Origin of the sequence: Priestia sp. FSL R5-0597 (assembly GCF_038006305.1) — a bacterium.
GTDB classification, from domain to species: Bacteria; Bacillota; Bacilli; order Bacillales; family Bacillaceae_H; genus Priestia; species Priestia zanthoxyli.
Genome location: NZ_JBBOUZ010000001.1, coordinates 2,053,944 through 2,066,990 on the forward strand (window position 1 = coordinate 2,053,944; position 13,047 = coordinate 2,066,990).

A 13,047-nucleotide genomic window follows, 5' to 3' on the forward strand; every position below is an offset into this window, starting at 1 on the left:
TGCTCGTAAAATTTGTTAACATTCCTTGAACTTTTTTAAAAAAACAAAGAAAAATGTCGAATTTCGGACTGAAAATAAGTACATCCTTTATTATAAGATAAAAATGGAATGCTTAAAAACGAAAATTTTGACTATCTGGTGAACTTTTAACGAGCAAGAAACTCGAACTTAATCGTACCATATTTATTGGTAATTGCAATCACATAGTATGTGATGAAAGAAAAGATGTGGTACATTAAAGAAAGAACTAATAAGTTTATTTACTATGTCTTATTCACAAGGAGGATATATGATGCCAGATAAATATGCTAGCTTCTCTGAACTTGCCTCTTATGAAGTATACAACCAAGACTATAAAATTCAATTTGAAATCAGACCTTCTAACATTATTATGCTCGCGATACACGGCGGAGGTATCGAAACTGGAACATCCGAACTTGCTGTTGGCCTAGCGGGCAACGAATACTCGTACTATATATTTGAAGGGTTAAAGAAATCAGGAAATGCCGATCTTCATATCACATCCACTCATTTTGATGAACCTCATGCGTTAACGATTATATCAAAAGAAGACTATGCAGTATCTTTTCATGGATACAACGACAAAAGTGAAAAGCATACTAAAATTGGCGGTGCTGACAAAGCGTTAAGGTCCAAAATACATGAAGCGCTTGTTTCTAAAGGCTTTAGTACAGAAATTTTATCAGATCAAGATCCTGTTTCCGGTACAAGCCCTAGAAATATAACCAATAAAACAGCTAGGCGGATGGGTGTGCAAATTGAGATAAGTAAAGCGCAAAGAGAAGCTTTTTTTTCAACTAACACGAGAAATGAACGTAAAAATTCTAAAACCCAGGAATTTTTTGAGTATATATCAGCTATTAGAAGTGCATTTCCTCTTAGATAAATCAGATACGTTTAGTATTTATTAAACAGGTTAGATTTATTACGGACATGTTTGTGGTATACATATAGTAACTACATAAACTGGAGGAGATAATCATGAAAAAGTTTGACCAAGAAGATACCCTAGAACGACTTAAAGCCTCTTATCGATATTTAAAAAGCATAGACATACCAGAAATCAGCACATTAGATGATCAAAAACGAGCGGAAGCTGTGCAGTTAATCGAAGAGATTGGTCTTAAAATATCAGAAATGCGCGTAAAAGTAGAGTGAGTAAAAAGAGAAAGAAGGACATCTGTCCTTCTTTCTCTTTTTCGACAACTATAAACAGGAGATTGGCCATGAATGAACAATATTATGACGCTTTATTAAATATAAAAACAACGGGAGAACAAAAGGGATTTAATGATTCATTTCATTACCATCGTTATGAACCCACGCCTTATAGTGCATTAGAAGCACTTTTCAGTCAGTATGAGCTAACAAGCAGCGATAGAATTGTCGACTTCGGGTGTGGGAAAGGAAGGCTGAATTTTTATGTGAACTACCTATGTAATGCCACCGCTGTAGGGATAGAAATGAATGAGCACTTCTATGAGCAGGCCATAGATAATCAGAGGCGCTATTTAAAAAAAGCCAAGGGCCGAAAAAGTCATATTTATTTTCAGTGTTGTTTAGCCCAGGAATATAAGATTCACCCACTAGACAACTGCTTTTATTTTTTTAATCCTTTTTCAGTTCAAATTTTTATCCAAGTAGTGAACAATATTTTGCTTTCGTGGGAAGAGAATAAGCGCGAGATTGATTTAATTTTGTATTATAGTTCAGAGGATTATCTTCATCATCTCGAAAAACACCCTTCTTTCATTTTAAAAGAAGAGGTAATGCTGCCAGAGTTGAATCGTAAAAATCCATATGAACGGTTTTTGATTTATAAAGTAGCTTATTAAGACGACTTATTTACTATTTCATAAAGGTGTATCGTCGCTCGTTCTATTTAACAAATCAGCAGGGGCTAGAAAAAGGCCTGCTGATTTTATTTATAACTTTTTAGAAATTAAAGCATAACACTTTATTATGTAAGCGCTTTCTGTTATAATGAAACTAGGTTGGATAGCATGCGTGGCTATCGGTGTACTCAGCGCAGGCGGGGCTAGTACAGAAAGAGAAGGCTACATACAAGTTAATAAACATTTAGTCGATAGAAATAAGAAGTCTCAAAAACAAATTTATTAATTTGTATGCTAAATCGTAAATTAACAGAAACGGCATTTATGATAAGGTTTTAGAGAAAAGAACCCAGCATATACTGTATAAGCAATTTTTTTACTCTAAAAAAGGGTGAAGAAATTGCTTATTTATTTTTAAATAAGTGCACAGCTGTTCAGATTTGTTTTGAGATATCTAGCGTTAGTGTATAATAGTAAAAAGTACGAAAAGTTGACATTGTTAATTGATTAAAGGGGATTTAAAAATGAGTGAACTAAAAATAGATGATGTAGCGAAGCAAAGCGGTTTAACAAAACGTACGATTCGTTATTATGAACAAATTGGACTGATGCCAGCACCTCCAAGAAGTGAAGGTGGATTTCGTCTGTACACGGAAGAACACGTAGAATTCTTAAAGAAAATTACGAATGCCAAAGAAGTCATGGGTTTTTCACTTCAAGAATTACAGGAATTTCTTGCTTTAAGTGATACTCTTGAAATACAAAAGATGGATTATAGGCAAGTGAAAGGAACAAGTCAACAAAAAGAAAAGTTAGAGCAAGTGTTACATACGGTAGAAGAGCAGCTCAAGCTGATTGAACAGAAAAAGAAAAACATCTTAAAAGTAGAGTCTGACCTTCTGTCACTGAGAGATCGTGCTAAGGCTGCAATTATAAAATTCGAGCAGGAAGAATCATAAAAAGCAGGCGCATTCACCAGAAGAGTGCGTCTGCTTTTATGTGTTTTATAGGGAATTTATTTATGATTGTGAAGAGTTTTCTTCTAGCTGTACCCCTAAAAGAAGTAGAATAGCCTGTATCCCGTCGGCTTTTCCGCTGTGAAAGCTTCTTGTTTCAGCATCCAAAGCTTCATTTACAGATTCCATCATATTTGATTCGTATAAGTCTAAAATCAATTGTTTTCCTTCTGGACTCAAATGCAGCTGCCCGCGTTCCTTCATTTTAAACTTCAACTTCTTCAACTCCCTTTCCCATAATACTATCAGTATACAAAAATAATAACATTTACGTAAACGTTAATTTTTGTATGTGGACAGAAGAACGTATTAAGTATAGGTACTAAGTGAGGGGAGAGATACTGGTTATCCTTTGCTTGTTTTAATGTTTGTCAGCTTATAGCCGCAAGCTGAGCATATATAGATAACGTTTTGATTGGACTGAGCAGTTAAAACGGTAGCGAGCTCTTTTTGAGAATGACAGTTAGGACAAATAACAACAGGGGATTTCATGTGATTTTCTCCTTTTCTTTTTTATAGTCGAATTTTATTTTATGTAAAGTTTAATCAAATATCCTTCGTGCTATCAAAAACGACGGAAGATATGTAAAAAGCATTCTCGCTCAAAAGAAACGGGAATGCTTAAGGTAAGTTTAAAATCCGTCCTGGCTTGCTGTAAATGGAATGTTAAGTCTTCTTTCTACATTGCGTAAGCGCTGATTTAATCTGTTTATACGGTCAGTATGTCGCTCCACAACTCGATTTAAGCGAGTAATTTCTCTGACTTGCTCCTCATTTTGTCTCTCAAGAGCACGAATTCTTCGTTCAAATCCTCCAAGATTTTGAAGCTGCTGTCTTTCATCGTATTCTTCATGCTGTGGTACGTAAGGGGGATAGTATTGTTGAACTGAGTAATCAACTTGCTGAGGAATATATCCAGGGTTGAAATAATAAGGGTTCATTAGGGCACCGCTCCTTTTAAATAGTAACTTCAAATCAAACACGATATAACGTATGCGAAGATAAGAAAAATGCTATAGGCACATACCTAAAGACATTCTGTATTTTAAAAAAGGAAAGTATTTTTAAGAGGAAAAAGGAGATAGCAAACCCTTTCTTGAATATGCAAAATAGAAAAGCTTCTTTTTTAGACACTTTATTTAAGAAAGAGGGAAAGTGACCGATGGCTCAAGGGAAACAAAAACCAGCACCTAAAATAGAAGAATCAAAAGCTCCGCCTGCAAAGAAACAAAAGCCGAAGAGCCGCAGTACCAAAAAAGCTCCGCCTCCTACATCGCCCTGGGTAAAAGCTGCTTCCGTTTTATCTAACATTGATTTCATTCGTTTGTTTCGCGTGCTGTTTCTTGCTTTGGCGGTTGGTTTTATTGTGTATCAATATATTTTACTTACAAAAGGGGTCTTCATCAAAACATACGTAGACCTTTGGCATCATCACAAAATGATCTTGCTAGCTGGAGCTGCATTTATTATCTATACTTCTTTCATCTTTTACCTTGGCTACCGCACCGCTAAAAAGCGCTAGAACGATTCTAAACGGCGAATATCATCCATTCTTTAAGCAAACCTTATATGTATATCAGCATAGAGGGGGGAAGAAACGTGGACAAGCAGCGAGCAAAACAAATTGCTGATTCACCCGTTATGGCTAACGTTACGTATAACGATACGGCCGTTTATATTCAACATGTAAGCGAAGAAAATGATACGGCAAGAATTTATCCGCTAGGTCAGCCGGAAAATGAACAAAATGTTGCGGTGAGTCAATTAGTAGAGAATTAAGGTGGATAAATAGAGCTACTAGTTCAGTTAAATAAAAGGAAGAGAGCAAATACACAGCTCTCTTCCTTTTATTTATTCTTCCCATTTCTTACTGTTGATTTTCTCAATAATTCCGTGCAAATCACCAGGCTTATGAAACTCAATCGGAGACGCGCCTTTTTCAAACAGAATCGATTCCGCTTCAATTAACGCCACGTAGCGTCCGTTCACTTTCGCTAAGTGAATATTCTCCCCAAAATCAGCTAGCAGCCCTTTAATCTCTGTTTCGCCAAGCTTCATTTTTAGCTCGGCATCAGGCGTATGCTCGACGATATGAGCAGCGGCTTCCATGACTTGATGGGTATCTAAACGTTCTTGAAGCTCACGCTTTTCACTTGTTGCCCACAGTTCCATGTCTGATTCAAACTGTTCAAGCTCTACGCTTTCTGCTTCAAACGTTTCGCTGACGTGTTCACGCACCATATCCATCACTTGTGTTTTCATAATCTCAGGCATCGGCTCGTTGTAATCAATGAATTTCAAAAAGTCTTCAAAATAACGGGCGTGAGACGCTTGGTGGATAACGAGTTCGCTTTCTTCCACCATGCCTTCTTCAGGCATGTATGGGTATTGAATGGATTTCATGTTTTTAGTAGTAATCGCCATTTCCACGTGACGAATAAGGGTTGATTCATCTGAAATTGAAGCCACTTTTGGTTCGAAGTCACATTTTAAAATAAACACAAAAGCATGATCGAAATATTTTCTTGGAACAGCAGATACCACTAAAAATGCTCCTCCTCGAACGGCTGCAGTATCAAGGTATGCATTGATAAACTGTTCGCTATTTTCTTCAAATTCTTCTTTGGTTGTGGCAAAACGAGTGCGGTGAAATAAATTATAATTAGGGTTTGAGTCGAGAGCGTGTCCCGGTTCAACTATAAAATACCCGAGCTTTGTAGGCACTTGTTCTGCTTTGGGGTGTCGCTCTACTTTGCGCTTTACAATTTTTTTAAATTCACCGTCTAAAAAATCTTTAATGGAACTTTCTTCATATTCTTCCGTATCAAGCGTTTGAAAATGCTTATATTGTTTAGAGGCCTGTTCTTCTTTTCCTTCTACTTGTATTACGTAAAATGATAAAAAATTAATTTTAAAATCCATAGCAGTCACCTTGTTTCTTTTTAGTCAGTTACTTCAGTATAAGAAAGAGTCCGGTAAGCGTCAATGCCTGTTAGCTTTAGGGGAAAAAGATCTATTTATACAATTGATCAGCTGAGGAATAGTGTATAAAGCAAAGAATAGGAGAGGCAGGGGGCCTCTCTTATTTATACTGTTCCAAACGTTCGAAAAAGGTTTTGACAAACTTATAAAAAATTTTATCAGAAGGTGCTAAATCACGATTTCTAGGAATAATCATTCCGACTGTCCGCTGAAGCTGCGGCGTATGAATAGGAAGTTTAGTCGTAAAACGAGGAGTCGTTTCAGACACTGTACTTTCAGGAAGAAGCGTTACGCCAATTCCTGCGGATACAAGACCTTTAATCGCATCTAAATCTTCTCCTTCAGATGAAATGTTGGGCATGAATCCTGCTTGTTTGCAAGCGTCAAAGGCCATTTTATGTAAAATGAATCCTTTTGGAAATAGCACAAAATCTTCATTTCTTAAATCCCGCAGCCGAATGTTATCCCGTTCAGCGAGCGGGTGATGAGAGGGAACAAGGGCTAAAAGATTTTCAGTGAATAGAATATGCCCTTCAATACTCTGATCTTCTACAGGTACAGGGCCTAAAAAAGCGATATTAATATCTCTTTTTTTAACCGATTCAATTAAAAATTTGTACGAACCTTGTCTAAGATGAAAAGCAACATTTGGGTGTTCTTCTTTAAAGGCTGATATAATAGTAGGAAGAAGATGACTAGCAAGGCTTGTTGGAAATCCGATTTTAATCGTTCCTCTTTCGGGATCCAAGTATTCATCAATTTGTTCTTTCGCATAGTCAATAGCTTTCATGGCCGTATCCGTATGCTCAAGAAAGACTTTTCCTATTGCTGTTAACTTGACATTTCTTCCTTCACGTTTGAATAAACTAACACCTAGCTCAGATTCCAGGTTCGCGATTTGACGGCTGATTGCTGATTGAGCTACATGCAGATATTCTGCGGCCTCAGATACGTGTTCTCTTTTTGCAACTTCCATAAAATAGCGTAATTGACGCAGTTCCATAAGCGTCCTCCATCTATATATATCAAAATTAGATTAGTTTTATCTAAATTATATATTGTTTATATTGATTTGAAAACTTACAATGTAAACAGGTGATCTTAAAAAGATAAAGAAAACGAACGGGGGAGAAGAAGATGACATACAATCAAATGCCAAAAGCTCAAGGTCTCTACCGTCCTGAATTTGAGCACGATGCATGTGGAATCGGACTATACGCTCAATTGAAAGGCGTAGCGTCACATGATATCGTTAAAAAAGGACTAAACATGCTTTGCCAGCTTGACCATCGAGGCGGACAGGGAAGTGATCCGCTAACAGGAGATGGAGCTGGATTAATGGTACAAATTCCACACGCGTTCTTTAAAAAGACATGCGTTGAACTGAACTTGCCAGAAAACGGTCGTTATGGAGTTGGAATGATCTTTTTCTCAAATAATGAAGACGAGCGTCGAGAAATTGAAGCTTATATTAATAAATTAATTGAAGAAGAGGGACAAACGTTATTAGGTTGGAGAACTGTGCCTGTAAATGTCGGAAAAATCGGAAAAGTTGCAAAAGAAAGCTGTCCATACGTACGACAAGTATTTATTGGGGCAAATGACAGTATTCAAGATGACTTAGCGTTTGAACGCAAGCTATATGTTATTCGTAAGCAAGCGGAAAATTGGGCGCAGGCACGTCAAAACCGTTTTTATTTTACAAGTCTTTCAAGCAGAACAATTGTGTACAAAGGGTTGTTAACACCTGAACAAGTTGATGCTTTTTATCTTGACCTACAAGATGAAGACTTTACTTCAGCGTTTGCTTTAGTGCATTCTCGCTTTAGCACAAACACGTTCCCAAGCTGGGAAAGAGCACATCCAAACCGTTATTTAATTCACAACGGTGAAATCAATACGCTTCGCGGTAATCAAAACTGGATGAGAGCGCGTGAACAGCAGTTTGTTTCGGACGCATTTGGTAAGGATTTGCCGAAGGTTCTTCCAATTTTAGATGCTGAAGGAAGCGACTCATCCATGTTAGATAATGCGCTAGAGTTTTTTGTATTGGCCGGCCGCAAGCCAGCCCATGCAGCGATGATGCTTATTCCAGAGCCTTGGTCTGAGAATCCGCACATGTCAAAAGAAAAACGTGCTTTCTATGAGTATCATAGCGCATTAATGGAGCCATGGGATGGTCCGACTGCTATTTCGTTTACGGATGGAAAGCAAATCGGTGCTATTTTAGACCGTAACGGTTTACGTCCAGCTCGCTATTATGTTACAAAAGATGATTACATCATACTTTCATCAGAAGTAGGCGTCATTGATGTTGAAGATGAAAATGTGTTATATAAAGATCGTTTAAGCCCAGGTAAAATGCTTCTAATCGATTTAGAAGAAGGCCGAATTATTTCAGATGAAGAAATTAAATCTGAAATGGCACAGGCTGAGCCTTATCAAGAATGGTTAGATGAACAGCTGGTAACGTTGCCAGAAGTGCAGGAAGAAAAATCTGAATACTTCGATGATTTGGTCATTCGCCAGAAGTCATTTGGCTACACGTATGAAGATATTCATAAATATTTAGTTCCAGTTATTACAGAAGGAAAAGATCCGCTTGGTTCAATGGGTAATGATACTCCATTAGCCGTGTTGTCTGATCGTCCTCAATCGCTGTTCAATTACTTTAAGCAGCTGTTTGCTCAAGTAACGAACCCACCGATTGACGCTATTCGTGAACAGTTGGTTACATCAACAATGACGTTGCTTGGTGCAGAAGGGAATTTACTGCATCCAACCAAAGAAAACATTCATCGAATTCAGCTTGAGACGCCGGTTTTAACAAACGATCAAACTCATCAGCTGAAGTCTGCCATTCATCCAGATTTCAAAAGTGCTGTTATTTCTGCGGTGTTCACAAATGATTTAAAAGCAGATCTTGATCGCGTATTTGCTGAAGCTGAAGCGGCAATTAACGCAGGCGCTAGCATTCTTGTTCTGACAGACCGTGAAGCGGGAGCTCACTCTGTAGCCATTCCAGCTTTATTAGCGGTCAGCGGGCTGCACCAGCACCTAGTGCGAAAAGGAAACCGTACAAAGGCGAGCATTGTAGTGGAAACAGGAGAAGCGCGCGAAGTGCACCATTTTGCAGCACTGATTGGTTACGGAGCAGACGCAATTAATCCATATCTTACTTTTGCAACATATCAAAATGAAATTAACGCAGGTACGTTGAACGTATCGTATGACTATGCTGTTGAGAAATATGTAAAAGCCGTTACTGAAGGTGTTGTAAAAGTAATGTCTAAAATGGGCATTTCAACGGTGCAAAGTTATCGGGGCGCACAAATTTTTGAAGCAGTTGGAATCAGTGCAGAGGTTATCGAGCAATATTTTACAGGTACTGCCTCGCAACTTGGCGGTATCGGTTTAGATGTTATTGCAAAAGAAGCGAAAACGCGTCACGACAATGCTTATGTTGAAACAATTGAGCAAACGTTAGAGTCAGGAAGCGACTTCCAGTGGAGACACACGGGCGAGCATCATGCGTTTAATCCAAAAACAATTCACACGCTGCAGTGGGCTTGCCGTAAGGGAGATTACAGCTTATTTAAAAAATTCTCTGAATCGGCTAATGAAGAACGCATCGGTTTCTTGCGCAACCTATTCTCGTTTAATGGAACGCGTTCATCTATCTCCATTGATGAAGTGGAATCAGTTGATTCGATTGTAAAACGTTTTAAATCAGGTGCTATGTCGTTTGGATCTTTAAGTCAAGAAGCTCATGAAACATTAGCGATTGCGATGAACCGTTTAGGCGCACGCAGTAACAGTGGAGAAGGTGGCGAGCACCCTAGCCGCTACACTGTGGATGAAAATGGAGATAATCGCCGCAGTGCGATTAAACAGATTGCTTCTGGCCGTTTTGGAGTGAAAAGTCATTACCTTGTGAATGCGGATGAGCTTCAAATTAAAATGGCACAAGGTGCAAAACCCGGAGAAGGCGGTCAGCTTCCAGGAAACAAAGTATATCCATGGGTAGCAGATGTGCGTGGATCAACGCCAGGAGTAGGCTTAATTTCACCTCCTCCACACCACGATATTTACTCGATTGAAGATTTAGCACAGCTTATTCATGACTTAAAAAATATAAACCGTGATGCACGAATCAGCGTCAAACTCGTTTCAAAAGCAGGAGTAGGAACGATTGCTGCCGGAGTAGCAAAAGGAGTAGCGGACGTTATCGTTATTAGCGGCTACGACGGAGGTACGGGAGCATCTCCAAAAACAAGTATTAAACATACGGGACTACCGTGGGAACTGGGCTTAGCGGAAGCTCATCAAACGCTTATGTTAAACGGTCTTCGCGAAAAGGTAGTGCTTGAAACAGACGGGAAATTAATGACGGGTAAAGATGTAGTCATGGCAGCACTTTTAGGAGCAGAAGAGTTTGGTTTTGCTACGGCGCCTTTAATTGTTTTAGGCTGTATCATGATGCGTGCGTGTCACTTAGATACATGTCCAGTTGGAGTGGCGACGCAAAACCCAGAGCTTCGTAAAAAGTTCCTAGGAGAAGCGGATCACATCGTTAACTATATGAAATTTGTTGCACAAGAAGTACGCGAAATTATGGCTGAACTTGGATTTAAAACAGTAGATGAAATGGTTGGACGTACAGACGTATTAAGCGTTAGCGAACGTGCAAAAAATCACTGGAAGGCGCAGCACTTAGACTTAACAACTCTTTTATATCAAGCTGAAGGTGTACGTACTTTTAAAACACCTCAAAACCATAAAATTGACGAATCTCTTGATATGCAAAAAATCTTGCCAGCGGTACAGCAAGCAATCGAGCATAAGTATCAAGTCGAGTTAGAACTGCCAATTTCTAATATTAACCGTGTAGCTGGAACAATTGTAGGAAGTGAAGTTACAAAACGTTACGGTGAGAAAGGTCTGCCAGAAGATACGATTACTCTTCGATTCACTGGCTCTGCAGGACAAAGTTTTGGTGCATTTGTTCCAAAAGGAATGTCTATGTATCTAACTGGAGATGCAAATGATTATATCGGAAAAGGGTTATCAGGAGGTAAAATCATCGTTGCTCCACCTAAGGAAACAACAGCTGTGTCAGGTGAAAATGTTATCGTCGGGAACGTGGCACTTTACGGTGCAACAAGCGGTGAAGCTTATGTTAGCGGGCTAGCAGGAGAACGTTTTGCGGTTCGTAACAGCGGTGTGAACGTAGTGGTTGAAGGAATTGGCGATCATGGCTGTGAATATATGACTGGCGGACGCGTTGTCGTATTAGGTGATGTAGGTAAAAACTTCGGTGCGGGAATGTCCGGCGGTATTGCTTACGTATTTGCTGATGATCAAGAAGCATTCAAAAACCTTTGTAATAAAGACATGATTGGGTTTGAGAGCTTAAAAGGAGAAGAAGCAGAAGAAGTAAAAGAGATGATTGCAAATCACCTAAAATATACTGACAGTCATAAAGCAGCATTTGTATTAGAAAATTGGGAAGAATCGCTTTCGAAATTTGTAAAAGTGATTCCGAATGATTATAAACGCATGATGAATCGCATTGAAGAGCAAAAAGCAGCTGGGTTAACGGAAGAAGAAGCAGCTATGAGTGCGTTTGAGGAAAATGCAAAACAAGAAAAGAAAGCATCGGCAAAACAACAAGAAGCGGTAGCTCAGTAAGAAAGGGGAGAGTACGATGGGAAAACCAACAGGATTTATGGAAATCAAACGTGAAAAAGGGAAGGAACGTGACCCGTTAAAACGTTTAGGTGATTGGAAAGAGTATGCTGCTCCTTTATCTGATGAAGCGCTAAGCCGTCAAGGAGCACGATGTATGGATTGTGGCACACCTTTTTGCCACATGGGAATGGATATTAATGCTTTTACTTCTGGATGTCCAATCTATAACTTAATTCCAGAGTGGAATGATTTAGTTTATAAAGGACGCTGGAAAGAAGCTTTAGAGCGTTTAATGAAAACGAACAACTTCCCGGAGTTTACAGGGCGCGTTTGTCCTGCTCCGTGTGAAGGTTCTTGTACGCTTGCTATTTCAGATCCAGCGGTTTCGATCAAGAATATCGAACGCGCTATTATTGATAAAGGCTTTGAGAATGGGTGGATTACTCCGCGTATTCCGGAGAAAAGAACAGGCAAAAAAATTGCTGTTATTGGCTCTGGGCCAGCAGGCTTAGCGAGCGCAGATCAGCTGAATCAAGCGGGTCATTCAGTAACGGTATATGAAAGAGCAGATCGTGCCGGTGGTTTATTAACATATGGAATTCCAAATATGAAGCTAGATAAAGAAGTAGTGGAAAGACGTGTTCGCTTATTGACACAAGAAGGTATTGATTTTGTAACGAATACCGAAGTTGGAAAAGACATTACTGCTGAAGAGTTAAAAGAACAATATGATGCTGTCATTTTGTGTACAGGAGCTCAGAAGCAAAGAGATCTAGTATTAGAAGGTCGTGAAGCAAAAGGAGTTCACTTTGCAATGGACTATTTAACAACTTCAACAAAAAGCCTTTTAGATTCTAACTTCAAAGATGGTCAATTTATTGATGCTGAAGGAAAAGACGTTATTGTTATTGGAGGCGGAGACACGGGAGCTGACTGTGTAGCTACTGCTCTTCGTCAAAAATGCCGCAGCGTTGTTCAGTTTGGTAAACATCCTCAGCTTCCTGCTGAGCGTACGGCAGATAATATGTGGCCTGAATATCCACATGTATTTAATCTTGAATATGCTTATGAAGAAGCACAGGCGAAATTTGGGGACGATCCACGTGAATATTCAATTCAAACGAAAAAAATCGTGGCAGATGAGCAAGGTAATCTAAAAGAACTTCATACGGTTCAAATGGAAAAAGTAAAAGGTGAAAATGGACAGTACATCTTTACCGAAATTCCAGGAACAGAAAAAGTATGGCCAGCTCAGCTTGTCTTTATTGCGATTGGGTTTGAAGGTCCAGAGCATCCGGTTCTATCAGCGTTTGGTGTTGAAACGAAAAATCGTCGCGTAGATGCAGCGTATGGAAATTACAAAACAAATGTTGAAGGTGTTTTTGCTGCTGGTGATGCTCGTCGTGGGCAAAGTTTAATCGTATGGGCTATTCATGAAGGTCGTGAAGTAGCTAAACAAGTTGATAGCCATCTAATGGGAGCAACTGTATTACCATAACAAA

13 protein-coding genes are annotated in these 13,047 nt (G+C 39.1%); 8 read left to right on the forward strand and 5 right to left on the reverse strand.

Features of this window, described 5'->3' with window-relative positions:
• The first annotated feature begins 292 nt into the window (after positions 1–292).
• The 4 genes from MKX72_RS10455 to MKX72_RS10470 all read left to right on the forward strand — a co-directional run bounded on the left by MKX72_RS10455 (position 293) and on the right by MKX72_RS10470 (position 2,815).
• Positions 293–907, forward strand: a complete 615-nt coding sequence (locus MKX72_RS10455) for a poly-gamma-glutamate hydrolase family protein (protein ID WP_230624623.1) — start codon at positions 293–295, stop codon at positions 905–907.
• Positions 908–1,002: 95 nt separating this feature from the next.
• Positions 1,003–1,179, forward strand: coding sequence for a hypothetical protein (locus MKX72_RS10460; protein WP_165573411.1), 177 nt, complete (start codon positions 1,003–1,005; stop codon positions 1,177–1,179).
• A 68-nt stretch (positions 1,180–1,247) separates the two neighbouring features.
• Entirely contained in the window at positions 1,248–1,856 is a 609-nt protein-coding gene (locus tag MKX72_RS10465; RefSeq protein WP_028413569.1) for a methyltransferase, read from the forward strand.
• A gap of 524 nt (positions 1,857–2,380) precedes the next feature.
• Positions 2,381–2,815, forward strand: coding sequence for a MerR family transcriptional regulator (locus MKX72_RS10470; protein WP_116072632.1), 435 nt, complete (start codon positions 2,381–2,383; stop codon positions 2,813–2,815).
• A gap of 60 nt (positions 2,816–2,875) precedes the next feature.
• Here the strand turns inward: MKX72_RS10470 and MKX72_RS10475 are convergent, their stop codons facing one another.
• The 3 genes from MKX72_RS10475 to MKX72_RS10485 form a co-directional block, all read right to left on the reverse strand.
• Positions 2,876–3,088 carry a hypothetical protein gene (locus MKX72_RS10475; RefSeq protein WP_028413567.1) on the reverse strand — a complete coding sequence of 71 codons (213 nt, stop codon included), beginning with the start codon at positions 3,086–3,088 and terminating at the stop codon, positions 2,876–2,878.
• Positions 3,089–3,217: 129 nt separating this feature from the next.
• Entirely contained in the window at positions 3,218–3,364 is a 147-nt protein-coding gene (locus MKX72_RS10480; protein WP_098626789.1) for a hypothetical protein, read from the reverse strand.
• A gap of 140 nt (positions 3,365–3,504) precedes the next feature.
• Positions 3,505–3,813 carry a flagellar hook-associated protein FlgK gene (locus MKX72_RS10485; protein ID WP_013056797.1) on the reverse strand — a complete coding sequence of 103 codons (309 nt, stop codon included), beginning with the start codon at positions 3,811–3,813 and terminating at the stop codon, positions 3,505–3,507.
• A gap of 221 nt (positions 3,814–4,034) precedes the next feature.
• Here MKX72_RS10485 and MKX72_RS10490 point away from each other — a divergent pair, with 221 nt between their 5' ends.
• Both MKX72_RS10490 and MKX72_RS10495 read left to right on the forward strand, forming a co-directional pair.
• Positions 4,035–4,394: a hypothetical protein gene (locus MKX72_RS10490; RefSeq protein WP_034265678.1), complete on the forward strand. Its 360-nt coding sequence runs from the start codon at positions 4,035–4,037 to the stop codon at positions 4,392–4,394.
• Between the two features lie 77 nt (positions 4,395–4,471).
• A complete protein-coding gene (locus MKX72_RS10495) occupies positions 4,472–4,651 on the forward strand; it encodes a small acid-soluble spore protein H (RefSeq protein WP_028413564.1) in 180 nt (59 codons plus the stop codon).
• 72 nt (positions 4,652–4,723) lie between these two features.
• Here the strand turns inward: MKX72_RS10495 and MKX72_RS10500 are convergent, their stop codons facing one another.
• Entirely contained in the window at positions 4,724–5,794 is a 1,071-nt protein-coding gene (locus MKX72_RS10500) for a DUF3900 domain-containing protein (RefSeq protein WP_033578829.1), read from the reverse strand.
• Between the two features lie 160 nt (positions 5,795–5,954).
• The gene (locus MKX72_RS10505; RefSeq protein WP_034265681.1) at positions 5,955–6,857 is read right to left on the reverse strand and encodes a LysR family transcriptional regulator; all 903 of its coding nucleotides are present in this window, start codon (positions 6,855–6,857) and stop codon (positions 5,955–5,957) included.
• Positions 6,858–6,991: 134 nt separating this feature from the next.
• Between MKX72_RS10505 and gltB the strand changes: the two genes are divergently transcribed.
• Together gltB and gltD are read left to right on the forward strand one after the other, a co-directional pair.
• On the forward strand, positions 6,992–11,545 hold the full coding sequence (gltB, locus tag MKX72_RS10510; RefSeq protein WP_155008160.1) for a glutamate synthase large subunit: 4,554 nt from the start codon (positions 6,992–6,994) through the stop codon (positions 11,543–11,545).
• A 16-nt stretch (positions 11,546–11,561) separates the two neighbouring features.
• On the forward strand, positions 11,562–13,043 hold the full coding sequence (gene gltD, locus MKX72_RS10515; RefSeq protein ID WP_013082931.1) for a glutamate synthase small subunit: 1,482 nt from the start codon (positions 11,562–11,564) through the stop codon (positions 13,041–13,043).
• The last annotated feature ends 4 nt before the right edge of the window (positions 13,044–13,047 follow it).